Genomic DNA, 26,931 nt, shown 5'->3' with positions numbered 1-26,931 from the left:
GCATGGGCTACTTACCGGCATTGTTTCCTTGTCTTGCTGTGATGCGGCCAATAAATTTAACGGCTGAAGAGGTGTAGTTGTGTTTAAAGACTTGTTTCAGAAAAAAAGGAAATACGCGACCATTCCTTCAGAACGTTTGGGGACCAGCCAAAGTCCGCAGTCGGGAGACCGGCCGAAGCGTGAAATACCTGAGGGTCTGATGAATAAGTGCAGCCGTTGCGGCAGCATCCAATACAGCAAAGAGCTTGAGAAGAATCTTAAAGTCTGCTCCTCCTGCGGGCACCATATGCGTTTGAACGCCTTGGAACGGATTCAAATGACGTTGGATGAGGGAAGCTTCCTTGAATACGATGCGGATTTGGTATCCGTCGATCCGCTTGATTTTCCGGGGTATGTGAACAAGCTGGAGCAGCAGAAGCTGAAATCCGGGCTTCGCGAGGCTGTTGTCACCGGAGAGGGGACGATTGGCGGATTTCCGGCGGTGGTGGCCGTGATGAGCTTTGATTTCTTCACGGGCAGTATGGGCTCCGTTGTTGGCGAGAAGATCACGAGAGCCATTGAAACGGCGACGGAGAAGCGTCTGCCGCTGATCATCTTCTCCACTTCGGGCGGCGCGCGGATGCAGGAGAGCATTTTAAGTCTGATGCAGATGGCCAAGACCAGCGCGGCGCTAGCCCGTCTGGACGAGCAGGGCGGCCTGTACATTTCGGTCATTACGGACCCGACAACGGGGGGCGTTTCGGCCAGCTTCGCCATGCTCGGCGATATCATTATCGCCGAACCCGGCGCGGTATTCGGTTTTGCCGGCCGGATCGTGATCGAGCAGACGATTCGCCAGAAGCTGCCGGATGATTTTCAGACGGCGGAGTTCAATTTGCAGCACGGTCAACTGGACATGGTCGTCCATCGCAAAGAGCTGCGGGCAACTTTGGCCCAGGTGCTGGATCTGCACAGCGTGAAGGGAGGAGTTAATCATGGCGGGTGAGCTGCCTTTTGAAGCCCCTCTCGTGAAGCTTCGCGAGAAAATCCGGGAGCTGGAGCAGTTCGGTCAGGAGAAGGGGATCGATTTCAACGAGGAAATCGCCCGGTTGGAAGAGCGGTACAAACAGCTGGAGGAGGAGATCTACAGCAGCATCTCCCCTTCGCAAAAGATGCATTTGGCGCGGCATCATCAACGTCCCACTTCCCTGGATTTGATCGAGCTTATTTTTGAGGATTTCATGGAACTCCATGGCGACCGCGTGTTTGGAGACGATTTGGCCGTTGTCGGCGGACTGGCGAAGCTGAACGGGACGCCGGTCACCGTGCTCGGACAGCAGCGGGGTAAGGATACCAAGGACAATATCGCCCGCTTCTTCGGCAGCGCGCATCCCGAGGGCTTCCGCAAGGCGCTTCGCCTGATGCGGCAAGCGGATAAATTCGGCCGTCCGATCGTTACGTTTATCGATACGAAGGGAGCTTACCCGGGGATTACGGCGGAGGAAAGAGGACAGTCGGAAGCGATCGCCCGGAATTTGCTGGAGATGGCCAAGCTCCGGGTTCCCGTCGTCTGCGTTGTCATCGGCGAGGGTGGCAGCGGCGGCGCGCTTGCGCTGGGCGTCGGAAACCGGGTTTTGATGCTGGAGAACGCGATCTATTCCGTTATTTCGCCGAATGGAGCGGCTTCGATTCTTTGGAAGGACGCCTCCAAAGCCGACCAGGCGGCGGAAGCGATGAAGATTACCGCCCAGGATTTGCTGGAGATGGACGTGATCGAGGAGATCGTACCGGAGCCCCGAGGCGGCGCTCACCGGGACTACCAGACTACGGCCATGGCGATCAAGGAGAGCGTGGTTCGGCATTTGGAAGAATTGTCGCTGATGAATCCGGACGAGCTCGTGGAAGACAGATACCGGAAATTCCGTAAAATCGGGGAATTTGCCGAGGGCGGAGCGAGCCGGACGCCGGAAATCGAAGCAGAGCCCATTATAGATTCCTCCCTAGTGGGTAATGACTAGATAGACTGTTACAATATGATAAACTTCCTATACAAAATGGGGAAAATGTAGTAAATTTAATTGTTGGAAATGATGCATAGAGAGAACTAAATAAACGGAGGAAACCCAAAATGCGCAAAACAAAAATCGTATGTACTATCGGTCCTTCCAGCGAATCGTTAGACAACACCAAGAAATTGATCATGGCCGGGATGAACGTCGCTCGCCTGAACTTCTCCCACGGAGATTTCGAGGAGCATGGCAACCGGATCAAAACGATCCGCCAAGCGAGCGAAGAGTTGGGGAAATCAATCGCCATACTGCTGGACACGAAAGGTCCTGAAATCCGCACCGGCAAATTGAAGGAAGAACCGATCGAGCTTGTGCAAGACGAGTTCATTACTTTGACCACCGAAGAAATCCTCGGTGACAAAGACCGCATCTCCATCACCTACAAAGAACTTCCTGGCGATGTGGAAGTCGGTTCGACCATTCTGATCGATGACGGTTTGATCGGTTTGACCGTAGTGGATATTCAAGGAACGGAAATCAAGTGTCGGATCGTCAACGGCGGTACCATCAAGAGCAAGAAGGGCGTTAACGTCCCGGGCGTGAACATTTCCCTGCCAGGCATCACCGAGAAAGACGCTAACGATATCATCTTCGGGATCGAACAAGGCATCGATTTCATTGCGGCTTCCTTCGTTCGTAAAGCCAGCGACGTTCTTGAAATCCGTCAATTGCTGGAGCGTCACAATGCAACGCACATCCAAATCATTTCTAAGATCGAAAACCAGCAAGGTGTGGACAACCTGGATGAGATTTTGGAAGTTTCCGACGGCCTGATGGTTGCCCGCGGGGACTTGGGTGTGGAAATTCCGGCGGAAGATGTGCCGTTGGTGCAAAAGCGCATGATCGAGAAATGTAACCGTGTCGGCAAACCGGTTATCACGGCAACGCAAATGCTGGATTCGATGCAGCGCAACCCTAGACCTACGCGTGCGGAAGCCAGCGACGTGGCCAATGCCATTTTCGACGGTACCGACGCGATCATGCTGTCCGGCGAAACGGCTGCCGGGAAATATCCGGTGGAATCCGTGTTGACGATGTCGCGTATTGCCGAGAAGGCGGAATCCGCGCTGGAATATCGCGAAATCTTCATCAAGCAAAGCAATGCCCAACAAACGACGGTAACCGAGGCGATTTCCCAAGCGGTAGCCAACTCCGCCCTGGATCTGAACGCCAAAGCGATCATCACTTCGACGGAAACGGGCTATACCGCTCGTATGGTCTCCAAATACCGTCCGAAAGCGCCGATTATCGCCGTGACCACGGAAGACCAAACGCTGCGCCGTCTTGCGCTGAACTGGGGCGTAACTCCGGTCAAAGGCCAATTGGCTTCTTCCACGGACGAAATGTTCGACAACGCGATGAAGGGCGGATTGGATTCCGGTCTTGTGAAGGAAGGCGATCTGGTTGTGATCACCGCGGGGATTCCGCTGGGACGCTCCGGTTCGACAAACCTGGTCAAAATCGGACAAATCCGCAAGTAATAGCTTTAGATACAGCAAGCCGCATATCGGAAGCAATGGTTTGCCCGTGCCAACGGGCTTTCCATTGCTTTTTTGCTAGATTAAGCCGGGCTTATAGTAGATTTGAACGAAAAAGGAGGGACCCGGGATGCATGTTAGCGAACTGGCGATCAAACCCAAATATTTTGAATTCGACATGATGGGCATTGTCTATCATGCGCACTATCTGGGCTGGTTTGAGGCGGGACGGACCGCGCTGATCGAGGAACTGGGACTGAACTATATTCATATGGAGCAGGCGGGATATATTTCGCCGGTTCATGAGATGAAGGTCGAGTACCGAAAAGGCATCCGTTACGGGGACGACGTATTGCTTCGCACCTGGATCCGTTCGAACGGCGGGGTCAAAACGGAGTATGCCTATGAGGTCCTTAACGGGGAAGGCGAACTCTGCGTCGTCGGATCCTCTACGCATTACGTGGTCCGCAGGGAGGATTTCAAGCCCGTTCAGTTCAAAAAAGTATTTCCGGATTGGTACGACGTATTCGAGCGGGCCAGTAAATTTTGATTCCGGCAGACCAAAACGTTACAATACTCTTTAGAGCTTTGCTATAATTCATGGAGTTACGCCGCAGGAAAAAGGAGTTATTGTATGCGCAAATGGATAGCGGGATTTGTCGTGATCGTTCCCCTGGTAGAATTTTGGGGTTATGTTTGGGTCGGGGAGCGGCTTGGCGTTGGAAAGACGATCTTTCTGACCTTGGCCACTTCGGTTATCGGCCTCCTAATGATGCAGTTTGAGGGCCGAAAACTGATGGCGGATGCCAAATCTCAAATGATTGGCAATCAGATTCCCGGCAAGATGATGATTGAGGGTCTCTGCGTATTCGGCGGCGGAATCCTGCTGCTGATTCCGGGTTTTGTTACCGATGCGATCGGGTTTACGATGGTATTTCCTTTAACGCGTCCCCTTTATCGTCTGCTATTGATGAAATGGATCGGCAAAAAAATCAAAGACGGAACGATTACCTTTTTCCGGCGTTGACTTTTTGACCTTTTTTCGCTATAACTAGTTTTAACCTATTTGAAATTTCATATGAAATATCTAGGAACGGGACAGTACGCTGCTGGAAACCATAATAGCGAGCCGGGAAGGTGGAAGCCGGTATGGGGAAGCTTAGCGGAAGCGGGCCCGGGAGATGGTTTGCCCAAAGCGTCGGGTTCGCCGAGCCGTAAGCAAACCCGGGTGTAGGCCGTTATCCTTCAGAGGGGTCGGGACTTTTGTCCCGGCACGCAGAGTGGTACCGCGGGAACTGTAAAGTCTCTCGTCTCTTCATGAGATGAGGGGCTTTTTTTATTTGGAGAAAAGAGGGGATTGAAATGGAACGGTTTAAAAAGATCATCGCCGAACAGCTCGCCGGCCTGTTGCATGAAGTGACGGAAGAGGAGATCGGGGGGCTGCTGGAAATTCCGCGCGATGCCGCGATGGGGGACTTGTCTTTTCCCTGCTTTACGTTAGCCAAACAGCGCAAAGCTTCCCCCGCGGGGATCGCCCGGGAGCTTGAGGAGGGGCTTCATGCCCGGGGAATCGCCGGTTCCGGCCTTATCAAAGTGTCGTCGCAAGCGGGTTACGTCAACTTTTCTTTGGATCACGCCGCAGTAGCCGAGGCGATATTGCCCGGAATTTTAGAAAGCGGGGAACGGTATGGAGCGGGGGAGGACGGCGAAGGGAAAACGGTCGTGATCGATTTTTCCTCCCCGAATATCGCCAAGCCTTTTCACGTGGGACATCTGCGATCCACCGTCATCGGAAGCTCGCTGTACCGGATATTTTCGCATCTGGGTTACCGTTGTGTCGGGATTAATCACCTGGGTGATTGGGGGACGCAGTTCGGGAAGCTGATCACGGCCTATCTCCGTTGGGGAAACGCCGCCCGCCTGGAGGAAGCGGCTATCGACGAACTGCTGGGGCTGTACGTGCGTTTTCATGAGGAGGCCGACAAAGATCCCGCTTTGGAGGATGAGGCCAGAGAGTGGTTCGTCAAAATGGAGCGGGGAGACGCGGAGGCTAAGAAGCTGTGGAAACGGTTCGTCGATGTAAGTCTGGCGGAATTCCAGAAGATCTACGATCGGCTCGGCGTGCGGTTTGATTTTGTGACCGGGGAGAGCTTTTACAATGAGTATATGGATGAGGTTGTGCGGGAACTGAGGGAAAAACGCCTGCTTGAGGAGGATGAGGGCGCTTGGCTTGTCCGCCTCGAGGAGTACGGCATGCCCCCGGCCTTGATTCTGAAAAAAGACGGCAGCTCCCTCTACCCTACCCGCGACATAGCGGCGGCGCTGTACCGGAAGCGGACCTTCGGTTTCCATAAAGCCTTGTATGTGACGGACTATTCGCAAAGCCTGCATTTTAGCCAATGGTTTAAGGTGATCGAACGGATGGGCTACGGGTGGGCGTCCGAACTTGTCCACGTTCCGTTTGGTCGGGTCAGCCTCGAGGGCGAGGCCCTGTCCACCCGGAGGGGGAAGGTCGTCCGGCTGGAAGAGGTGCTCGATCAGGCGGTTTCCAAAATCCGCGGAATTATCGAGGAGAAGAATCCCGAGCTGGAGAACAAGGACGAGGTGGCCAAGCAAGTCGGCGTGGGGGCCGTCATCTTTAATGATCTTAGGGGAAACCGGATCAAAGACATCGATTTTTCCTGGAAAGAGGCGCTGAGCTTTGAAGGAGAAACAGGGCCATACGTGCAATATACGTATGCCCGGGCCTGCAGCGTACTGCGCATGGGTACGGAGGTCGCGGATGTGCAGGAGGTCAACCTGAAACCGGGAACCGATTGGGATCCTCGGCAGTTGGACGGCGAGGCGGAGTTCAGGATGATCAAACAGCTTGCCTTGTTCCCGGAAGTGGTCCGGCAGGCGGCCGTCAAGCTGGAGCCTTCGCTGATTACGCGCTATTTGGTGGATACCGCCCAGGCTTTTAACCGTTTTTACCACGATTGCCCGATCTTGAAAGAAGAAGCGACGCTGCGCCTCGCTCGTCTTGCCCTCGTTCAAGGGGTTCGGTTCACGCTAAAGACCGGGCTGGGGCTGATCGGTCTCCAAGCGCCGGAACGGATGTAAGGCCGGCGTGAGAAAGAAAGGCCGCGATGCGTCATCGCAGCCTTCCGTTCACGATATAGTTGCGGAGATCGCGAAGCACGCCCGCGCGAATCATGGCGCCGACGACGACGAAGGAGACGGGGCCGATGATCAGCCCCAATACGCCGAACAGCTTCAGGCCGACGAACATGGCGATCAGCGTGGGAAGGGGATCGAGGCCGACGCTGCTCGCCAGCACTTTGGGCTCGATCAGCTGGCGCGCGACCAGAATGACGCCGTACAGGATCGACAGGCCGATCCCCAATCTGAGGTCCCCCGTCATATAGGCATAGACCAACCAGGGGATCATGACGGTTCCGACCCCGAGATACGGGAGCAGATCCACAAGGCCGATTAGCAGCGCATAGGTGAATGCGGAATCGACGCGAAGAATCAGCAGGCCGATCAGGACGATCACAGCCGTAATCGAGATCATGATGAACTGGGCGCGCAAATACCCGAACAGCGCTTTTTGCAAATCCCTCCAGACCTCTCCGGCGGTCTTGCGAAAGGCGGGAGGGATAAAGCCGGCGAGAAACCGGATATGGCGCTCCCAGTTTTTGCTGATAAAAAAAGCGGCCAGCAAGATGACGACCAAAATCAGCCCGAGATTGGGCAGCGAGGTCAACAGTTGAACGATCCCGCTTAGCAGTCCGCTGAGCAGGCGGGATATAGCCGAGCTGATCGTGCTTGTCGTGTTGTCGATGTTCTGATTGATCGTGTTTTCGTAATTGGGATTGTCGGCCACAAAGCGGTTGATTTCATTAATGATGTTTTGGATTCCTTCGCTTTGGCTCCATTCGACAAACCAATTCCGCCAGTTTTCGATATGCTGGTCCAATGATTCGGCCAGGCTGATCAGTTCCTTGACGAGCCGCGTGATGGCGGCGGACAGGACGACTCCGGCTCCCCCGAAATAAACGAGCAGCGCGGCGGTTACCGCGAGCCAGCGCGGCAGTTTGACGGCGTTCTGCAACCAGCGCACGAAGGGATTCATCGCATAGGCGATCAGCCAGGCGATCAGGAACGGATACATTAACGGCAGCACCCAATAAAAACCGCCGATCAGCAAAATGAGGACTAGGAGCACCCAGGTCCCGCGCAGCAGGCGTTTTCTCAACACATTATCCAAACGGCATTCCCCTTTTCGGACAGGTCCTAACTCTACCCTATTACTTAGCCTCTTTTTCTATGCCGGAAACAATTTATTCAGGAAGTTCATGAAGTCATCGAAAGAGAAAAGGTATAAAGTGATATTTATCATTGCAAAACGAAAGCGATTTCAAAAAAACATTTATCGTAGTGATAAAACAATTTGATATCCAGGATGGGGCTGTTCGGGTTCCCTTGCTTTCAAAAATCCAGTATGATGAATTTACAGGCTGAACCGAGTTACCGATGAACACGGTACCCGGCGTCATAGCCAGATATCTACTTCGTCCGGGCCTTGTTTTTGCCATGCTCTGAAAATTTTAAACTTTTAAATTGAAAATGTTTTCATTGGCTTGTTCGGCTCATATTTCGTTTTCAAAGGAGAGATGCACTATGACGGCTACCAAAGGACTGGAAGGGATTGTAGCAGCGACTTCATCCATAAGCTCGATTCACGACGGGGTTCTTGCCTATCGCGGCATTAATATCGATGACCTGGCGGAGCGGGCAACGTATGAAGAGACTGCTTATTTGCTTTGGTACGGCAAGCTGCCCACCAAAAATCAGTTGGCCAACCTGCAGAATCAACTAAGCGAATATGCGCCGGTTCCGGAAGCGGTTCTTGAGCAAATGAAGCTCTATCCGGCCAACGCGAATACGATGGCTGTGCTCCGCACCTCCGTTTCGGCCCTGGCTTTGTATGACGAGCAGGCGAATGACAACACCCGCGATTGCAATCAGATCAAAGCGATCAAACTGCAAGCTCAATTGCCTACGCTGATCGCCGCCTTTGCCCGGATTCGCGAAGGGAAAGAGCCGGTTGCTCCGCTGAAAGGCGTATCGCTGGCCCACAACTTCCTCTACATGCTGTCCGGCGAGGAGCCCGATCCGGTCGCCGTCCGTGCCTTGGATCAAGCGCTTGTTCTCCATGCGGATCATGAGCTGAACGCCTCGACCTTCTCCGCCCGGGTCACAATCGCCACGCTTTCGGATATTTACTCCGGCATTACATCCGCCATCGGCACCCTGAAGGGCCCGCTGCATGGGGGGGCCAATGAGGCGGTGATGCAGATGCTGAGCGAAATCGGCACCTTGGATCAAGTCGAGCCTTATATTCAAAGCAAGCTCGCCAACAAGGAGAAGATCATGGGCTTCGGACACCGGGTATACAAGAACGGGGATCCCCGCGCCAAACATCTGCAAAAAATGTCCCGTCAGCTGGGATTGATGAAAGGCGACACGACCCTTTACGACATTTCGGTCAAAGTGGAGGAACTCGTAACGAACCAAAAGGGGCTGAAACCGAATGTCGATTTTTATTCGGCCTCGGTTTATACGATGCTGGGCATTCCGAGAGATCTGTTCACACCGATTTTTGCGATCAGCCGCTTGTCCGGATGGACCGCGCATATTTTGGAGCAGCTTGACGACAACCGCATCATTCGTCCTCGCGCCGAATATACGGGAGCGACGAATCAGCAGTACATTCCGATCGATTTGAGATAAACGCTGGCCAACCCGGGAAACCGGGTTGCCATTGTGTTAAAATGAATAACACACGATTATAAGGAGGAAACCAAAACATGCTGCAATTGGAAAAGTTCAGCCTTCCGACCGAAGGTGAGAAAATCGTTATCGATAACGGTAAACTTCAGGTGCCGAATAACCCGATCATTCCTTTCATTGAAGGGGACGGTACCGGCCGCGACATTTGGAAAGCCTCCAAGCGGGTTCTGGACGCCGCGGTGGAGAAAGCTTACGGCGGCGCGAAAAAAATAGCCTGGTACGAAGTGTTCGCGGGGGAGAAGGCCTACAATACATACGGGGAGTGGCTGCCGGCGGATACGCTGACCGCGATTCGCGAATATATTGTGGCGATTAAAGGTCCGTTGACCACGCCGATCGGCGGCGGCATCCGTTCGCTGAACGTGGCGCTCCGCCAGGAGCTGGATCTGTACGTTTGTCTTCGTCCGGTCCGCTATTTCAATGGCGTTCCGTCACCGGTGAAACGTCCGGATCTCGTGGACATGGTTATTTTCCGCGAGAACACGGAGGATATTTACGCGGGCATCGAGTACAAAGAAGGCTCCGAAGAAGTGAAGAAAGTGCTTCAATTCCTGCAAAACGAAATGGGCGTGAAGAAAATCCGCTTCCCTGAAACCTCCGGCATCGGGATCAAGCCGGTTTCGGAAGAAGGGTCGAAGCGCCTGGTTCGCGCTGCGGTGGAATATGCGATCAAGCACGGCCGCAAGAGCGTTACGCTCGTGCACAAAGGCAATATCATGAAATTCACGGAAGGCGCCTTCAAAAACTGGGGTTATGAAGTGGCTGAAGCCGAATTCGGAGACAAGGTGTTCACTTGGGCCCAGTACGACCGGATCAAAGAAGAATCCGGAACCGAAGCGGCCAACCAGGCTCAGAAGGAAGCTCAGGACGCCGGCAAGATCATCATCAAGGACGCGATCGCGGATATCGCGCTTCAGCAAGTGTTGACGCGCCCGACGGACTTCGACGTGATCGCTACGCTGAACTTGAACGGCGACTATTTGTCCGACGCCTTGGCGGCTCAAGTCGGCGGAATCGGCATCGCGCCGGGAGCGAACATCAACTACGTTACAGGGCATGCGATTTTTGAAGCCACGCACGGCACGGCTCCGAAATATGCGGACCTTGACGTGGTGAATCCGGGCTCCGTCATTTTGTCCGGCGTAATGCTCCTCGAGCATTTGGGCTGGCAGGAAGCGGCCGACCTGATTTACAAAGGCCTGGAAACCTCGATCAACAACAAGACGGTTACCTACGACTTTGCCCGCCTGATGGAGGGTGCTAAGGAAGTGAAGTGTTCCGAGTTCGCGGATCAAGTCATTAATAACATGTAGGAGGTCTTGATCAACGTGGCGATTCGTCGTAAAAAGATTACGGTCGTCGGCGCCGGTTTTACCGGCGCGACTACCGCGCTGATGCTTGCGCAAAAAGAACTCGGTGACGTCGTTCTCCTCGATATCCCGCAGCTTGAGAATCCGACGAAGGGCAAAGCGCTCGACATGCTCGAAGCCGGCCCGGTTCAGGGATTCGACAGTAAGATCGTCGGCACGTCTTCTTACGAAGACGCCGCGGATTCCGACATCGTCATCATCACGGCCGGGATTGCCCGCAAGCCGGGGATGAGCCGCGACGATCTCGTGAATACGAACGCCGGGATCGTGCGCTCCGTTTGTGAAAACGTGAAAAAGCATTGCCCGAATTCCACGGTGATCGTCCTGAGCAACCCGGTGGACGCGATGACACATACGGCATACCGGGCGCTCGGGTTTCCGAAAAACCGCGTGATAGGTCAATCCGGCGTGCTTGACACCGCGCGGTACTGCACGTTTATCGCGCAGGAGCTGAACGTTTCGGTGGAAGACGTTCGCGGCTTCGTGCTCGGCGGCCACGGCGACGACATGGTGCCCCTCGTTCGTTATTCCAGCGTTGGAGGCATTCCGATCGAGACGCTGCTTCCACGGGAGCGCATCGAAGCGATCGTCCAACGTACGCGCGTGGGCGGCGGCGAGATTGTCGATCTGCTCGTCAACGGCAGCGCCTATTATGCGCCGGCGGCATCGCTCGTGCAAATGACGGAAGCGATACTGAAGGACAAAAAGCGGATTTTGCCGGTTATCGCTCTACTGGAGGGCGAGTATGGCTATGACGGTCTGTTCATGGGCGTACCGGTCATTTTGGGCGGAGGCGGCATCGAAAAAGTGTTTGACCTGGAGCTGACTCCCGACGAAAAGGCGGCGTTGGATAAATCCGCGGCCTCCGTGCGCAGCGTCATTTCGATGGTGCGAGGGTAAACGTGTCAGAAATGTGAATATCTGAAAATAAGGAATCCTCTCGAAACGGGAGGATTCCTTTCTTTTAATGGCAACTCTCGCTATAATAGATTGTAATAAATCTAATTGACAAAGGTGGTTGTGATATGTACGGAATCATGATGTTTCTCCACATCGTGGGTGCCTTGGCGCTGGGCTTCTACCTGGTGCTGCCGATCGTGTTCAGCAAAGTGCCCAAGCTGACGCCGGCCGCTCAGGAAGGTACCGTGTCCGCCATAAAGACTTTGAACACGTATGCGCAAATCGGCTTGGTCATTCAACTGTTGACCGGCGGATATTTGATTACCGGCGGCGGTGGCGGGTACACGAGGACCTGGATCATTGTTGTTATTGTGTTGTTCCTGGCCATCGGCGCGTTCAGCGGGATGCTGGGCAAGCCGCTCCGTCAGGCGATCGAAGGAATCCGCAACAATAAAGGCATTCAGGATGCCGGCAAGCTTCGGACCTTCAGTACGCTGCTTTGCCTCTGCGTGCTGCTGATTTCCTTCTTTATGGTGTACAGAAACATTATTTAACCCTTCTTATAAGAGTTTCCCTACATAAGGGCATGAAGAAACCATTCCAGAGCCGGGCGAAGCGGATCGCCACCCGGTAAGGAATGGTTTTTTTAACTAGCTCACGCTCGCAATGTCCTTGAACTCCTCCCCGGGGGAAATCGGGCGCGACAGCTCGTGGCAGCGAACGATTTTGTCGCCTGACCATTGGAACAAAGCGATCAGTTCCACCTGTCCGCGGGCCCCGTTGTTCTTCGTCACGTCCACTTCATATCGAACCACCGCCGTCTGCTCCTCCTCGTCAAACAGGATATCATGAAAAGGGGACACCCGGATCTGACGGGTGATTCTTTTCAGTTCGGCGATATGATCTCCGAATGCGTGCAGATCGGACGATACGCCGTCCGTAGTCTGCATATAGTTGCCGGCAAAGTAATCCGGAATCTTGTCGGTATTTAAATTCCCCACGATGTCCCGGTACATTCCCTCCAAAAATAATATTGCTTCCGATTTGTTCATTCTACTAACCTCCAAATTCAGGGATCGATTAGATCAAGTTGGACCATGCGGTGAGGAATCGGATAATCACGTCAAGTTCCTCGTTCGAGAAAGCTTTAAACAGTTTGATGTACTCCTCTTTCATACGCTCATGGATCCGGTCATGGGCTTCAGCCAGCGCATCGCCTTGTTCGGACAAGCGATAGTAAATTTCCTTCTGATTAGCGGCATGCCGAGAAGGAAGCAACAGCTGTTGCTCCACAAGCGGACGGACCGCTTTGGTTACCGCGGGTTTGGAAAGATGGAGCCGTTCGGCAAGCAAGGTGTTGTTTAATGCTTCGGGCTGTTTTTGGACCATAGAGAGAATGTGGAGCTGGGTGAGCGTCCACTTGACACCCGTGGGCGTTAATTCGGAAGCCAGCTTCTCGACCGCCGTGCTTCGCCGCTGCATCCGCTTTTCTCTTCTCATGATAAACTGCTGAACAGCTTCAAGGGCTTGATTGTGCTTATCGGTTTCCATAGGGTCGACCTCTTTCTATTTTTGTTAACCGGTTAACTATATTTTAGTTTACCAGTTAACAAAAACTTGTCAAGCACGAAAAAACGCGAGATGAAGAAAAACCCTCATCCCGCGTTTTCTATGTCTACTTATGCATATCATCCAGGTGGGCAAACATCAGCTTCAGGATGTCGAGCGCCAGTTGCTTTTCTTTCGGCGAACGCTCCATCATGATCTGCCTGACTTGATTCATAAATTGGTCATCGTTAATTTCGATGGAATCATGCAGCAAATAGTCGACGGTAACACCCAGTTGATTGGCCAGTTTAACGAGCGTTTCCAACGACAAACTGCGTTCGCCCCGCTCGATTTGCCCTATGTATGCGTCGGAAACCTCGATTTTCTCCGCGAGTTTTTCCTGGGTCAGATTCATTTTGTGGCGTTCCTGCCGAAGCCGTTTGCCTAGTGCGTCATAGTCCATATTACCCCTCCTGTATTTACCATAGTGAGATTGAGAGGCAAAGATAATAAACTGATAGTTTTGTTTCTGTTTACTGAAAGCATGAATTGGAGTATTATGGTACTTGGAATCGGATAAATCAAGTAGGTTATCCTGATTTTGGGTTTATTTATTATGCTGCTAAGGAGAATTTTTTATGTCTTCCCAACCTATGGTTTCTATCATTATGACGGTAAAAAACAACGGGATCGACCTGTTCATGGCCATGGAGTCTTTAAAGGTTTCGCAAACTTCCATCCCATACGAGTTGATCCTGGTCAATGAGGGATCGGTCGACGGATGCTGCGATTTTTTGATGAATTATCATTTTCCCCGGCCGTTTCGCCTGTTAAAAGGTCAAACCGGAGTCCCTTCGCGGAACTTGGGAGCGGCCCACGCCTTCGGAACTTATCTGATCTTTTGTACGCCGCGGTTGTATTTTGAAGATCATTGGATGGAAGCTCTGCTGGCCCCTATTTTGGAGGGGGAGGCGGAAGCGGTGTCTCCGCGGATGGAGATTCACGAATCCTCCCGTTTCGCCCCCGAGCTCCGCTACGATGGGGAGCTGCTTCGCAGTATGGAGCAATACCCTTGGAGAACCGAAGACGAAGCGCTAGCCTGGCTTTCTCCGGAATGCTTTGCGATTTCGCGGGAGAAATTTAAGGAGATCGGCGGAGTGGAGGAAGGATTCATCGGTAAAGGGCTGGAAACCTCCGAGCTTTCGCTGCGAACCTGGCTTTTGGGAGGTCGCTGCCGACTGGTCTCGGAAACGGCGCTTATGATCGTTTACAGGCAGAATTTCCCCATCGATGACCGTGCTCTACAATGGGGGAGCGATTTGCTCAGGCTCGCCGAGCTGCATTTCCGGGAGGACCGGATTACGGCCTGCCGGGATTTGGTGGCCCGCGTGTTCGGTGCGGAAGCTATGAAGCAGTCGGAGGAGATCGCCCGCACGGCCGCTTTTTCCAGAGATAAATATGAGACCCGGCGCCTTCGGGACGACTCCTGGTTTTTCGGCCATTTCGGGATCCCGGTTTAAGCGATTTCCTGTTTGGTCCCGTCCCTTCGGTGGTAAGTTAGTTCTGGATGCAACAATACCTTCACGTCGAGTTGTCTCTCACCGATTAAGGAGTTCGGCATAAGCTTCGGCGTGTAGGCCTATCCTAGAAAGGGAAACCAGGACTACTATTGACGGAAGGAGAATGAACCATGTCAGGAAACGGGCAATCCAAGCAAACGATGCCTCCGCAGCACCAGGATCAACAGCCGGGTATCGAATCGGACATGCATCCCCGCCCCGAGTATGAGGGGACTTATTTGGCGGCTGGCAAGCTGCGCGGCAAGGTGGCTCTCATTACCGGAGGAGACAGCGGGATCGGTCGCGCGGTAGCGCTCGCGTATGCGAAAGAGGGCGCCGATCTGGCCATCGTATATTTGAACGAACATGACGACGCCAACCACACAAAGGCGGAAATCGAGCGGGAAGGCCGCAAATGCGTGCTGATTCCGGGGGATGTGGGCGATGAGAACTTCGCCAAGCAGGCGGTCAAACAAACGGTCGACGCCCTCGGCGGTCTGGATATTCTGGTCAATAACGCCGCGGAACAGCATCCTCAGCAGCAAATCGAGGATATTACGACCGAGCAGTTGGAGCGGACGTTCCGGACGAATATTTTCTCGATGTTCCATTTTGTGAAAGCGGCGATGCCGCACTTGAAGAAAGGCAGTGCGATTATCAATACGGCATCGGTCACCGCATATAAAGGAAATCCGACGCTGATCGATTACTCTTCCACAAAAGGGGCGATCGTCAGCTTCACGCGCGCCCTTTCGATGAACATCGTCGGGAAGAAAGGAATTCGCGTCAACGCGGTCGCGCCGGGACCGATCTGGACGCCGCTTATTCCGTCGACCTTCGACGCCAAGCAGGTGTCCGAGTTCGGCGGCAATGTCCCGATGCAGCGTCCGGGCCAGCCGGAAGAATTGGCCGGGGCTTATGTGTACCTCGCCTCCGACGATTCTTCCTATATGAGTGGTCAAGTCCTGCATATCAACGGCGGCGAAATCGTCAACGGATAAAAGGATAATTGAATAAAATCCTGAAAATAGAGGCGTCCCTTCGTTCGTGACAAAGAACGAAGGGACGCCTTTTTTGAACTGTTTCCTCTCTCAGCTACTCCACCGGACGGGTGGCCTCATCGGACAGTTCGTCCAGGGTCATTTCAAAGCTCGGCGCAAACTCTCTTAAGAAATAGTCGATTTCCGGCAGGCGCATGTGCTCCAGCTTGGTAAGGAGCTGTTGTTTGGCCACCGCAAATTCGCGGTTACCGGCCGCCATCTCCCAGGCGCATTTCAAATAAGCGTCAAGGGTGTCGGCCGCCTTCACCATTTTCATCAGCTCGGCGTCCCCATCGGGGCCTGCATGAGTCGATGGCGATACTAAAGGTGCATATACGGTTTGCAGTGGAGGAGGCACCATGGAGAGCAGCCGTTCGGCGGCGATTCCCTCCATTTCACGGAAGCTTGCCAGGAGCTTGGGATTATGGTGCTTGACGGGCGTCGGGATATCCCCGGTAAACACCTCGGTGGCATCGTGAAACAAAGCGAGCGTGGCGGCCCGTTCGGCGTTCAATCGGCGCCCTGTCAGGCTGTTGCCGATTTCGCATAACAAATGGGCGAGCAGCGCGACATGAAAGGAATGCTCCGCGACGTTTTCGGCAGCGGTGCTCCGCATCAGACTCCAACGCTGAATGGAGCGGAGACGATACATATAAGCAGAAAAATGGTGGCTCATCCGTGAGAAACCTCTCTTTTTGATATGATGAATTTGAAGATATTTTCAACCTCGGGGAAAGTACTATGTTATTATAAAGCTATCGAGAAATACAGGACAAGAGAGGGGAAGATCGGATCATGCACCAGTTTGAAGAGAGCGTATATCAATTGATTGTGGAAACGTCAACAAACTTGCCCGGCGATGTCCGCAGGGCGGTGAACCGGGGGCGGGCCATGGAGAACCAGGCGACGCGTGCGGGACTCGCGCTGTCGACGATCACACGGAACATTCAAATGGCCGAGGAGCAAATTTCCCCGATCTGCCAGGATACCGGAATGCCGACGTTTATCGTCCATACCCCGGTGGGGACGAACCAGATCGAAATGAAGAAAGCGATCCGGGCGGCGATTCAGCGGGCGACGAAAGACGGCAAGCTGCGGCCGAATTCGGTGGACTCTTTGACGGGCGAGAACAGCGGCGACAACCTCGGCCCGGGGACGCCGGTGATTCATTTTGAACAGTGGGAGCAGGATTACATCGATCTCCGTCTGATTCTAAAAGGGGGCGGCTGCGAGAACAAGAATATCCAGTACAGCCTGCCTGCGGAGCTGGAGGGGCTTGGACGCGCCGGCCGCGATTTGGACGGCATCCGCAAATGCATCCTGCACGCGATTTATCAGGCGCAGGGACAAGGCTGCAGCGCGGGGTTTATCGGCGTCGGCATCGGCGGAGACCGGACAACCGGCTACGAGTTGGCCAAACAACAGTTATTCCGCGAGGTGGACGACGTCAACCCCGTTCCCGAGCTCGACCAACTGGAGCGATACATTATGGAAGCCGGGAACCAGCTCGGCATCGGCACGATGGGGTTTGGCGGCGAAGTTACGTTACTCGGCTGCAAAATCGGAGCCGCCAACCGGCTGCCGGCGAGCTTCTTCGTGTCGGTCGCCTATAACTGCTGGGCGTTCCGGCGTCAAGGCGTCAAGCTGAACCCGTCCACGGGAGAGATCCAGGGTTGGATTTATCCGTCGGGCAGCGAGGTCCAAGTCGGCGATTCCCTCGAAGAACCGGCCCGGGAGGCCGCGGCCACGACGCCCACCGCCGGTCAAACGGATGGCTCGAACGGTGCCTCCCAGCCCGGACAAGGCCGCGAAGTCGTTCTGCGTACGCCGATCTCCGAGGAACAAATCCGCGACCTTCGTGTCGGCGATGTCGTCATCATCCAGGGCGAGATGCACACGGGACGGGATGCGCTGCATAAATACCTGATGGACCATGATGCACCGGTCGACTTGAACGGGGCGGTCATTTATCACTGTGGCCCAGTCATGCTGAAGGACGGGGACGAGTGGCATGTCAAGGCCGCGGGGCCGACGACCAGCATCCGCGAGGAACCTTATCAAGGCGATATCATCAAGAAATTCGGCATCCGTGCGGTCATCGGCAAGGGGGGCATGGGGCCGAAAACGTTGGCTGCCCTTCAGGATCATGGGGCCGTCTATTTGAATGCCATCGGCGGAGCGGCGCAGTACTATGCGGAATGTATCAAAAAGGTCAACGGCGTCGATTTCATGGAGTTCGGCATTCCCGAGGCGATGTGGCATCTGGAGGTGGACGGCTTTGCGGCGATCGTGACGATGGATTCCCATGGCGACAGCCTGCATGCCGGTGTGGAGAAGGCTTCTCTGGAAAAGCTGTCTACTTTTAAAGAAACGGTGTTTAAATAAAGATGAAAACCTTTCGCACGAGGCTTACCTTGATTTTAATGAGCCTGGTCGGCGTCTCGATGTTGGCCGCCGGCCTGACGATGGCTCAGGTTTTTAAAGATTCCCACATCCGTGCGCTAGAGGAAAATATGGCACGGGAAATCAATTTGCTGGAGAGCACGTTCGCTTTCATTCCTCCCGATCGCCCGGATGCCGTCGATTATTACACGGACCGGGCGCGGGAGCTTGACCGGTTGACGGATTCCCGGGTGACGTTCGTCACCCTTGACGGAAAGGTCATCGGGGATTCGGAAATGCTTCCCGGGGAGATGGACAACCACGCCGAACGCCAGGAAATCCGGTCTGCCGCCGGAGAGGCCGTCGGCAGCGCAATCCGGTACAGCGAAACGATCGGCCAGGATATGCTGTATGTCGCGCACCGGGTCAAATCCGACCGGGGGTTTGAAGGCTATATCCGGCTCTCGATGAGCCTCGAAGCCGTAGGGAAAGAAATGACTAAAGGCTGGTATTTGATGGCGGGCGGGCTGCTTCTGTTGTTTATCGCGGCCGCCCTCGTCAGCTACCGCGTCGCGTCCGGGCTTACGAAGCCTCTGGAGCATATCACCCGGGTGGCGAACCGGATTTCGCGGCTCGATTACGACGCCCGGGTAAATTTGGACCGCAAGGATGAAATCGGCCAGCTGGGCCATGCGATCAACGGAATGGCCGACAGCCTGCAGCAGCAGCTTAAAGTAATCCACGATAACGAGGATCTGATGCAGAGCGTCCTCGCCAACATGACCGGCGGCATTCTTATGGTGGATACGTCCGGGAATATCGCGCTCATCAACCGCGAGGCGGAGCGGATTCTTCATTTGCGGAGCGACCAGGTTTTAGGGAAGTCGTATCAGGAGCTGAAACGGAATTACGAGTTCATGAAGTTTGTGGAAGAGGGGATCACCCGCAAGGAGTTTTTGCGGGAGGAGCGGAATTTGTATTCGCCCGAAGAACGGATCGTGCAGTTTGACGGTGTCCCCATGTTTGAGGATGACGGGAGCTATCGGGGGATGCTGTTCCTTCTCCAGGATGTTACCGATATCCGCCGGCTGGAGGTCATGCGCAGCGAATTCGTGGCCAATGTGTCCCATGAACTGAAGACGCCGATTGCCGCGGTGAAGGGATTCGCGGAGACCTTGCTGGCCGGAGGCGTGAAGGACGAGGATACGAAGCGCTCCTTCCTGCAGATCATCCTGGATGAAGGCGAACGGTTGAACCGCCTGATCGGCGATATTTTGGAATTGTCGAAGATCGAATCGAAACGGGTACCGCTGGAATATGCTCCGGTACATCTGAAGGAGCTGTTTGACAGCATTTTTGAAATGCTTGATCCGGCGGCCCGCAAGAAATCGATCGTGCTGCTCCAAGGGGTTCCCGAGCATTTGTTTATTGAAGGGGACGAGGATCGGCTCCGGCAAATTTTTATGAACCTGTTGTCCAACGCGATCAGCTATACGCTGGAGGGCGGTCGGGTTAAAGTGGAGGCGGAGGTGCTCGGCGACGGGGACGAAGCGGAAAAAGTTCGAATTACGGTAACGGATACGGGGATCGGCATTCCGAAAAAAGATCTGCCCCGGATCTTCGAACGTTTCTACCGGGTGGATAAGGCGCGTTCCCGCAGTTCCGGCGGTACGGGGCTCGGGCTTTCCATCGTCAAGCACTTGACGGAGCTGCACCGGGGCACGATTCGGGTCGAGAGCAAAGTCGGTGAAGGGTCCTCCTTCATCGTCGAGCTGCCGTTTATGCAGTATCATGATGCAGAAAGTTAAACTTGCTTTTTCCGTATTTTTATATTTTTACACCCCGTTAACATATCCATGTTATGCTTGGCTTGTTTAAGGGCTTGAAATGGGATCGATCTGCAACTACTGGAGAAAATGGGGGTTACTATGACGCAGCGATTGTTGGTAATAGAAGATGAGCCGACGCTTTCGAGACTGCTGTCTTACAATTTGACCAGCGAGGGGTACGAAGTCGTGGTGGCCGAACATGGTCAAACCGGTTTCGATACGGCGATGCAGCAGGATTTTGACCTCATCTTGCTGGATCTGATGCTTCCCGGAATGAACGGGTTTGAGATCATGTCCAAGCTGCGTGGAGAGGGCATCAAGACGCCGATTATTATTTTAACGGCCAAAAATGCGGAGCAAGAGGTAGTTGAAGGACTGAAATCGGGGGCCGACGACTATATTACCAAACCGTTCGGCGTGGCCGAATTGTTAGCTCGGGTGGCTGCCGTGCTTCGCCGTTCCAACGGGCAGGAAGAACGCGAGCCGGCGGCGGCGGCGTCCGATGAGGCACAGATTTCTCTCGGGGCGCTGACGGTGTATCCGGAGAAATACGAGGTAACGCTGAATGGGGAACAGATCACGTTAAGGCCGAAGGAATTTGAGGTGCTCCTTTACCTCGCCCGGAAGCCCGGGGTTGTCATGACGCGCGACGACCTGATGAATGCGGTGTGGGGATTCGACTATATCGGCGGCCAGCGGACGGTGGATGTCCATGTCAGCTCGCTGCGCAAAAAGCTGGAACTCGACCCGGGTTCGGTTCATATCGATTCGATCCGCGGGGTTGGCTATAAACTTGTCGTGAACAAGAAGAAATCGGTCCATCATTGATTTTTCGATGATGGACTTTTGTTATGTTATAGCAAAAACACCTGATGGGCTCGTTATCATAGGAGTGTTCAAGCTGCTATGTATAACGAAAGGAAAGGTGGCTTAATGGCTAATCGAAGTCATATGTCACATCCAAAGAGGCGCCTAGTGTGCTTGCTTCCAAGCTTCCAACTCCAAAAAGATGCAGATCTGCAGGTATTTAGGGTCGATCCCCGAGGGGATGCGAAAAAAGATGCAAATCTGCAGGTATTTCCAGCGATTTTAGAGAAACGGGCCGGTTTCGTCGAAAATTCCTGCAGAATTGCAGGAATTTTGAAATTTTTGGCCCCGAACAAGAAAAAAACATGCAGATATGCAGGAATTCTATGTTATCAAGGTTGTCTGACGGGGGTCATGATTCTGAAATTCCGAACTTCTGAAATTTTTACAAAACAATGAATATTAGTCTATTTTACATAGGTCTATCGTCCTGTGAATATTCCCGTAACAATATTGCACTATCATTTCTGACATACCCCTGTTGGATATAGGGACAAGGAGTGGTAGGAGATGAGCAATCAGGCAGTTCTGGAACTACAGCGGGAAACCGGCACAGCGACGAGGGAATATTGCCGGCGCGTTCCGGTGATCGGACCGCGGGAATTATGCCGGGAGGTGCTGCAGATGTTTCAAAAGCAGGCCGAAATCCCGTGCATCGTCATTTCCGACGAACATCATTCCCCGGTCGGATTAATTATTCGGGATACGTTTTATCGCCATCTGGCCGGCCGCTTCGCCGCTGACCTGTTTTATGAACGGCCCGCCTTGGAATTTTCCGAGCGTTCCCCGCTGCGCTGCGAGCTGTCCGTCCCGGCGCACGAATTGCTGGATGCGGCGCTTGGCCGTAAGGGCCATCATTTTTACGATTGTCTGATCATAACGGAGCGGGGAAGGTTCTTCGGCATTATGACCGTCCAGGACCTTATGATGCTGTCGCGGAATTTGCAGCGGGAGGCGGAAGAAGCGAGGAGGATCGTCGTATCACAGAGCGCAAACCGCGTGCTGGAGATCGAAATGGCGGCGGGACAGGCGTCCGAAGCCGCCAAGCGCAGCCTCAAGGAGTCCGAGCGGATGACGGAGCTGGCGAACGCGGGAAAGCTGGAGCTGGAAGAGGTGAAGGCGATGTTTGCCCGCGTCGCCGAGTTGACGCGCTCGCAGGAAAGCCAGGTGACCGAGCTGGCCGCCCGTGCGGGGGAAATCTCGCAAATCGCGGCCCGGATTCGCGAGCTCGCGGACCAGAGCGGGATGCTGGCGATGAACGCGACGATCGAAGCCGCGCATGCGGGGGAGCATGGACGCGGATTCGCGGTCGTGGCGAACGAGGTCCGCAAGCTGGCCTTTCAAACCAAGAAGCTGTCGGGCGAAATCGGCGCGACGTTGGAGCTGGTGGGGAGCCTGGTGGGGCAAACCGCGGACACCGCCGTTTCGACGACCAGAGAGATGGAAGAAAGCCAGGGGCGGGTGAACAAGGCGGAGCTTACGTTTTCCCAACTCGTCGAGTCGGCCCGCCAGACCGAGAAGCGGGGAAAAGAAGTCGCCCATTCCGCCGAAACCGCGGTGCGGACGACCGGGCTAGTCAGAGAAGAATTAGCGAAGCTCGTCGAGGCTGATGAAGCGTGAATTTTAACACAGCGTTTACAAATGAGCTTATCCCCTTTTACATATATGAGGTAAAATCGACATGTACCCATTTACCTAAGCATCAGCACGGGCTCGCCAAGCGTGAGGTCCGTGCTTCGTATTGAGAATACATTTCTACAGAGTGGGAGAAATGACATGACCTCGATTATTCATATTGAAAAACTGAACCTTTACTATGATCAGTTCCACGCTTTAAAAGAAGTATCTCTCGACATTCCGGAGAAGGCGATCACCGCTTTTATCGGTCCTTCCGGTTGCGGAAAATCGACGCTGCTTCGGACGTTAAACCGGATGAATGATATGATTCCGGCCACGAGAATCGAAGGCTCCGTGAAAATCGCAGGGACGGAAATCTACGGAGAGGATGTCCAGGTGGAGACACTTCGGAAGCAGGTAGGGATGGTGTTTCAGCAGCCGAATCCTTTTCCGAAATCGATCTATGATAATGTGGCTTACGGGCCAAGACTACATGGGATGAAAAATAAAGCCCAGCTTGACGAGATCGTCGAGCAGAGTTTGCGCCAGGCGGTTTTGTGGGATGAAGTGAAGGACTTCCTGAAACGCTCCGCACTTAGTCTATCCGGCGGCCAGCAGCAGAGGCTTTGTATTGCCCGGGCAATAGCCGTCCAGCCGCAAATATTGCTGATGGACGAAGCGACATCGGCCTTGGATCCGATTTCGACGCTCAAGATCGAAGAACTGGTGCAGGAATTAAAATCCAGGTATACCATCGTAATGGTGACGCATAACATGCATCAGGCAGCGCGGATTTCCGACCGTACGGTCTTCTTCCTCAACGGGGAGATCGTGGAGGCCGACGATACGCGCACACTCTTTTCCACCCCGCGGGATTCCCGTACTGAAGACTATATTTCCGGCCGTTTCGGTTAACAGAAGGAGGCAACCCGAGATGATACAAAGAAAAGAATTCGACCAGAACCTGGAGGACCTGAGACAACTGCTCAGAAAGATGGGCGAGCACGTGGAACACGCCCTTAGCGAGGCCATCTCGGCGCTTAAGGCGCTGGATACAGATCTGTCCAAAAAAATCGTGGAGCGCGATGTGATTCTTAACGAAATGGAAGAACAGGTGATGGACCTCGGCTCCCGTCTTATCGTCACCCAGCAGCCGGTAGCGAAGGATTTGCGCCGGATTATCGTCGCTTTTAAAATTTCCAGCGACCTGGAACGGATGGGGGATCTGGCGATCGATATCGCCAAGGTTACGATCCGTCTGGAAGGCCAAACCCTGATCAAACCGCTGGTGGACATTCCGAAGATGGCCGAACTGGTTATCGCGATGGTGCGGGAATCGCTGCAATCCTATCTCGACGAAAACACCGACCTGGCTTACAAGATGGCGAAGGACGACGATGAAGTCGATCATTTATACAGCCAAATCATCCGGGACCTGTATTCCCATATGACGGAGCATCCCGACACGCTGCAGCAAGCGATGCTGTTGACATTGGTAGGCCGTTATATCGAGCGGATTGCCGACCATGCCACCAATATCGGGGAGAGTACCGTATATCTGGTTACGGGTCACCGGCCGGACTTAAATCAATAAATGATTTCAAGAGCAGTGCAAGTAAAGGGAGTTTCTCCGGCTATTGTCGGAGGCTCCTTTTTTTGCTTTTGCTTTTTTATATAAGGGGCGCATGTGTTAGAATAGGTAGAGGATTAAGCTGAAGGACGAGGTGTCATATGGAAAAATTGATGCTAATTGACGGCAACAGCATTATTTATCGCGCTTTTTTTGCGATGCCGCCGCTGACCAATTCCAGCGGATTGCACACGAACGCCGTTTATGGATTTACGAATATGCTGCTGCGTATCATCCAGGAGGAAAAGCCGACCCATATCCTGGTTGCTTTTGACGCGGGCAAAGAGACATTTCGTCATGAAGGCTATCAGGAATATAAAGGAGGCCGGGAAAAGACGCCTTCCGAGCTGTCGGAACAATTTCCGCTGATGCGGGAATTGCTGGAGAGCTTCGGGATTTCCTGGTTTGAGCTGCCCGGCTACGAGGCGGACGATATCATCGGCACGATCAGCAAGCAAGGGGAAGAATCGGGCCGTGAGGTGCTGGTTGTGACCGGGGATAAAGATATGCTGCAGGTCGTCAGCGATAAAGTTACGGTGGCGCTGACGCGGAAAGGGATCAGTGAGGTGGAACCTTACGGTCCGAAGGAGATCGAAGAGAAGTACGGGTTGACCCCGCAGCAGATCATCGACTTGAAAGGGTTGATGGGCGATGCTTCGGACAACATTCCGGGGGTTCCCGGCATCGGGGAGAAAACGGCGCTGAAGCTGCTGCATCAATTCGGCTCCGTAGAGGAAGTTTTGTCCCGTACGGATGAGCTGAAGGGGAAGATGAAGGAAAATTTGGTCAACCATGCCGAGGATGCAAGAATGAGCAAACGGTTGGCGACGATTTTCCGCGAGGTCCCGGTCGAACGGACTTGGGACGATATGGTATTTAACGGGCTCCGGGAGGAGACGGCGGTGCCGATGCTGCGCAAGCTGGAGTTCAAATCGCTGCTGGAACGGCTGGATTTGGGCGGTGACACCGCCGGGGCGGGAGCTTCTGCGGAACCGGAGCAAGAGGTCAACGTCACGATCGTGGATGCCGGAAACTTACCGGAACTGGTGGAGGCACTGCCCGGGATCGAAGCCATGCATGTGGAATCCGCCGGCGAGAATCCGCATCATTCCACTGTTATGGGCATGGTGCTATCGACGGCGGACCGTCAATTCTACATTTCCCCCGAGTTTTTGAAGAGCGGGGAGGCGGAGCCCGTTCTTGCCTGGTTGTCCGATCCAACCATTAAAAAACGCGGGTATGATCTTCATCGCACTGATCTGGCCCTTCACTGGCAGGATATCCCGTTCGCCGGGGCGGATTTCGATATCCAGCTCGCCGCGTACTTGCTGGATCCGACGGAAGGCGATCAGACGCTGAGCGCCTTGGCCGCCAAATACGGACTGTCCTTCCTCGCTTCGGATGAGGAGGTATACGGCAAGGGAGCCAAGTTCAAAGTCCCGGATGAGGAAACGCTCAGCCGCCATCTGGCCCGCAAATGCGGGGCGATTGCGAAGATCGTTCCGATCCAGCAGGCCGAGCTTGAGAAGAACGAGATGAACCGGCTTTTCTATGAGCTGGAGATGCCGTTATCCCGGATCTTGGCGGATATGGAGAAGCAGGGGGTTGCGGTCAACCGGGATGCCCTGATCGAGCTCGGCAAAGAGTTCGAGGCTCAGATCAACAAGCTTGTCTCCCAAATTTACGAGATCGCCGGTCAGGAATTCAACCTGAACTCCCCTAAACAATTGGGCGAAATCCTGTTCGATAAACTTGGTCTTCCCGTGATCAAGAAGACGAAAACGGGGTATTCCACCGATGCGGAAGTGCTGGAGAAGCTGGCTCCTTATCATGAGATCGTTCAGTATATTTTGGAGTACCGCCAGTTGGCCAAGCTGCAGTCGACCTACGTTGAAGGACTGCTGAAGGAAATTAACGTCAAGACCGGAAAAGTGCACACCTATTTCCGCCAGACGGTAGCGGCCACGGGCCGGCTGAGCAGCCAGTTCCCGAACCTGCAGAACATCCCGATCCGCCTTGAAGAAGGTCGAAAAATCCGCAAGGTTTTCGTACCGTCGGAAGAAGGCTGGCTGATTCTGGGGGCCGACTATTCGCAAATCGAGCTTCGCGTGCTTGCGCATATATCGGACGATCCGGGCCTGAAGGAAGCGTTTCTGCACGACATGGACATCCATACGAAGACCGCGATGGACGTCTTCGGCGTGCCCGCCGATCAGGTGGATGCCAATATGCGCCGTTCCGCCAAGGCGGTAAACTTCGGTATCGTCTACGGGATCAGCGATTACGGGCTTTCGCAGAACTTGAACATCACGCGGAAGGAAGCGGCTCGTTTTATCGACCAGTATTTCGACGCTTTCGAGGGCGTTCGGCGCTACATGGACAACATCGTCCGCGACGCGAAGCGGGACGGCTATGTTAAAACGCTGTTGGAACGCAGGCGTTATCTTCCGGAGATTAACGCGTCCAATTTCAACCTGCGTTCCTTCGCCGAGAGAACGGCGATGAATACGCCGATTCAAGGCACCGCCGCCGACATCATCAAGCTGGCCATGGTGCTGATGGACGAGGCGCTTCGAAGCCGCGGGCTGCGCAGCCGCATGCTGCTGCAGGTGCATGACGAACTTGTCTTTGAAGTTCCGCCGGAGGAACTCGACATCATGACCAAGCTGGTTCCGGAAACGATGGAGAAAGCGCTGGACCTGTCCGTGCCTTTGAAGGCCGAGGTCAGCAGCGGTACGAACTGGTACGAGGCCAAGTAATTTTGCTGGGACGGGAATTCGGCGCTACGGCCATTCCCGGGAAGCTGTACTATAACATCGAGGTGA

The 26,931-nt window shown here is 54.1% G+C and carries 24 protein-coding genes and 1 other annotated feature; of the genes, 19 read left to right on the top strand and 5 right to left on the bottom strand.

Features of this window, described 5'->3' with window-relative positions:
* The first annotated feature begins 79 nt into the window (after positions 1–79).
* The 6 genes from accD to argS all read left to right on the top strand — a co-directional run bounded on the left by accD (position 80) and on the right by argS (position 6,628).
* Entirely contained in the window at positions 80–985 is a 906-nt protein-coding gene (gene accD / locus FRY98_RS04470; protein WP_148450520.1) for an acetyl-CoA carboxylase, carboxyltransferase subunit beta, read from the top strand.
* Positions 975–1,997 carry an acetyl-CoA carboxylase carboxyltransferase subunit alpha gene (locus FRY98_RS04465; protein WP_148450519.1) on the top strand — a complete coding sequence of 341 codons (1,023 nt, stop codon included), beginning with the start codon at positions 975–977 and terminating at the stop codon, positions 1,995–1,997. Before accD ends, FRY98_RS04465 begins: the two co-directional genes overlap by 11 nt.
* 110 nt (positions 1,998–2,107) lie before the next feature.
* Complete coding sequence (pyk, locus tag FRY98_RS04460) at positions 2,108–3,529, top strand: pyruvate kinase (RefSeq protein ID WP_148450518.1); 1,422 nt, start codon at positions 2,108–2,110, stop codon at positions 3,527–3,529.
* Positions 3,530–3,656: 127 nt separating this feature from the next.
* Positions 3,657–4,076 carry an acyl-CoA thioesterase gene (locus FRY98_RS04455; RefSeq protein ID WP_148450517.1) on the top strand — a complete coding sequence of 140 codons (420 nt, stop codon included), beginning with the start codon at positions 3,657–3,659 and terminating at the stop codon, positions 4,074–4,076.
* A gap of 84 nt (positions 4,077–4,160) precedes the next feature.
* A complete protein-coding gene (locus FRY98_RS04450) occupies positions 4,161–4,553 on the top strand; it encodes an FxsA family protein (protein ID WP_148450516.1) in 393 nt (130 codons plus the stop codon).
* A 53-nt stretch (positions 4,554–4,606) separates the two neighbouring features.
* Positions 4,607–4,844 (top strand) — a binding site (T-box leader).
* A gap of 44 nt (positions 4,845–4,888) precedes the next feature.
* Entirely contained in the window at positions 4,889–6,628 is a 1,740-nt protein-coding gene (gene argS, locus FRY98_RS04445; RefSeq protein ID WP_148450515.1) for an arginine--tRNA ligase, read from the top strand.
* A 31-nt stretch (positions 6,629–6,659) separates the two neighbouring features.
* On the opposite strand, the gene ytvI is transcribed toward argS, so the two are convergent.
* Positions 6,660–7,778, bottom strand: a complete 1,119-nt coding sequence (ytvI, locus tag FRY98_RS04440) for a sporulation integral membrane protein YtvI (protein ID WP_148450514.1) — start codon at positions 7,776–7,778, stop codon at positions 6,660–6,662.
* Between the two features lie 413 nt (positions 7,779–8,191).
* Between ytvI and citZ the strand changes: the two genes are divergently transcribed.
* The 4 genes from citZ to FRY98_RS04420 all read left to right on the top strand — a co-directional run bounded on the left by citZ (position 8,192) and on the right by FRY98_RS04420 (position 12,188).
* Complete coding sequence (citZ, locus tag FRY98_RS04435) at positions 8,192–9,304, top strand: citrate synthase (protein WP_148450513.1); 1,113 nt, start codon at positions 8,192–8,194, stop codon at positions 9,302–9,304.
* 77 nt (positions 9,305–9,381) lie between these two features.
* Positions 9,382–10,677 carry an NADP-dependent isocitrate dehydrogenase gene (gene icd, locus FRY98_RS04430; RefSeq protein WP_148450512.1) on the top strand — a complete coding sequence of 432 codons (1,296 nt, stop codon included), beginning with the start codon at positions 9,382–9,384 and terminating at the stop codon, positions 10,675–10,677.
* Positions 10,678–10,692: 15 nt separating this feature from the next.
* Positions 10,693–11,634 (top strand): malate dehydrogenase, encoded by a 942-nt coding sequence (gene mdh / locus FRY98_RS04425; RefSeq protein WP_148450511.1) that lies wholly within the window; start codon positions 10,693–10,695, stop codon positions 11,632–11,634.
* 125 nt (positions 11,635–11,759) lie between these two features.
* The gene (locus tag FRY98_RS04420; RefSeq protein ID WP_148450510.1) at positions 11,760–12,188 is read left to right on the top strand and encodes a hypothetical protein; all 429 of its coding nucleotides are present in this window, start codon (positions 11,760–11,762) and stop codon (positions 12,186–12,188) included.
* A 96-nt stretch (positions 12,189–12,284) separates the two neighbouring features.
* Here FRY98_RS04420 and FRY98_RS04415 read toward each other — a convergent pair whose 3' ends face one another.
* From FRY98_RS04415 to FRY98_RS04405, 3 genes are all read right to left on the bottom strand, one after another.
* Positions 12,285–12,686: a nuclear transport factor 2 family protein gene (locus FRY98_RS04415; protein WP_148450509.1), complete on the bottom strand. Its 402-nt coding sequence runs from the start codon at positions 12,684–12,686 to the stop codon at positions 12,285–12,287.
* 28 nt (positions 12,687–12,714) lie between these two features.
* A complete protein-coding gene (locus FRY98_RS04410; protein WP_148450508.1) occupies positions 12,715–13,185 on the bottom strand; it encodes a MarR family winged helix-turn-helix transcriptional regulator in 471 nt (156 codons plus the stop codon).
* A 124-nt stretch (positions 13,186–13,309) separates the two neighbouring features.
* Complete coding sequence (locus tag FRY98_RS04405) at positions 13,310–13,645, bottom strand: helix-turn-helix domain-containing protein (protein ID WP_148450507.1); 336 nt, start codon at positions 13,643–13,645, stop codon at positions 13,310–13,312.
* A 175-nt stretch (positions 13,646–13,820) separates the two neighbouring features.
* Here FRY98_RS04405 and FRY98_RS04400 point away from each other — a divergent pair, with 175 nt between their 5' ends.
* Together FRY98_RS04400 and FRY98_RS04395 are read left to right on the top strand one after the other, a co-directional pair.
* Entirely contained in the window at positions 13,821–14,702 is an 882-nt protein-coding gene (locus tag FRY98_RS04400) for a glycosyltransferase family 2 protein (protein ID WP_148450506.1), read from the top strand.
* A gap of 170 nt (positions 14,703–14,872) precedes the next feature.
* Positions 14,873–15,742, top strand: a complete 870-nt coding sequence (locus tag FRY98_RS04395; protein WP_148450505.1) for an SDR family oxidoreductase — start codon at positions 14,873–14,875, stop codon at positions 15,740–15,742.
* Between the two features lie 94 nt (positions 15,743–15,836).
* Here the strand turns inward: FRY98_RS04395 and yfbR are convergent, their stop codons facing one another.
* Positions 15,837–16,457: a 5'-deoxynucleotidase gene (gene yfbR, locus FRY98_RS04390; protein ID WP_148450504.1), complete on the bottom strand. Its 621-nt coding sequence runs from the start codon at positions 16,455–16,457 to the stop codon at positions 15,837–15,839.
* Between the two features lie 119 nt (positions 16,458–16,576).
* On the opposite strand from yfbR, the gene FRY98_RS04385 reads away from it, so the two are divergent.
* The 7 genes from FRY98_RS04385 to polA all read left to right on the top strand — a co-directional run bounded on the left by FRY98_RS04385 (position 16,577) and on the right by polA (position 26,865).
* A complete protein-coding gene (locus FRY98_RS04385; RefSeq protein ID WP_148450503.1) occupies positions 16,577–18,166 on the top strand; it encodes a fumarate hydratase in 1,590 nt (529 codons plus the stop codon).
* 2 nt (positions 18,167–18,168) lie between these two features.
* On the top strand, positions 18,169–19,971 hold the full coding sequence (pnpS, locus tag FRY98_RS04380) for a two-component system histidine kinase PnpS (protein ID WP_148450502.1): 1,803 nt from the start codon (positions 18,169–18,171) through the stop codon (positions 19,969–19,971).
* Between the two features lie 120 nt (positions 19,972–20,091).
* Entirely contained in the window at positions 20,092–20,820 is a 729-nt protein-coding gene (locus tag FRY98_RS04375) for a response regulator transcription factor (protein WP_148450501.1), read from the top strand.
* 549 nt (positions 20,821–21,369) lie between these two features.
* Complete coding sequence (locus FRY98_RS04370; protein ID WP_148450500.1) at positions 21,370–22,479, top strand: methyl-accepting chemotaxis protein; 1,110 nt, start codon at positions 21,370–21,372, stop codon at positions 22,477–22,479.
* Positions 22,480–22,635: 156 nt separating this feature from the next.
* On the top strand, positions 22,636–23,391 hold the full coding sequence (gene pstB / locus FRY98_RS04365; RefSeq protein WP_148450499.1) for a phosphate ABC transporter ATP-binding protein PstB: 756 nt from the start codon (positions 22,636–22,638) through the stop codon (positions 23,389–23,391).
* Between the two features lie 19 nt (positions 23,392–23,410).
* Positions 23,411–24,070, top strand: coding sequence for a phosphate signaling complex protein PhoU (gene phoU, locus FRY98_RS04360; protein WP_148450498.1), 660 nt, complete (start codon positions 23,411–23,413; stop codon positions 24,068–24,070).
* A gap of 137 nt (positions 24,071–24,207) precedes the next feature.
* Complete coding sequence (gene polA, locus FRY98_RS04355) at positions 24,208–26,865, top strand: DNA polymerase I (protein ID WP_148450497.1); 2,658 nt, start codon at positions 24,208–24,210, stop codon at positions 26,863–26,865.
* Positions 26,866–26,931: the final 66 nt, after the last annotated feature.

The sequence above is a fragment of the Paenibacillus faecis genome (genome assembly GCF_008084145.1).
Classification (GTDB): Bacteria; Bacillota; Bacilli; order Paenibacillales; family Paenibacillaceae; genus Fontibacillus; species Fontibacillus faecis.
The sequence above is the reverse complement of the archived record's forward strand: the minus strand, read 5'-3'. Positions and strand labels throughout refer to the sequence as shown.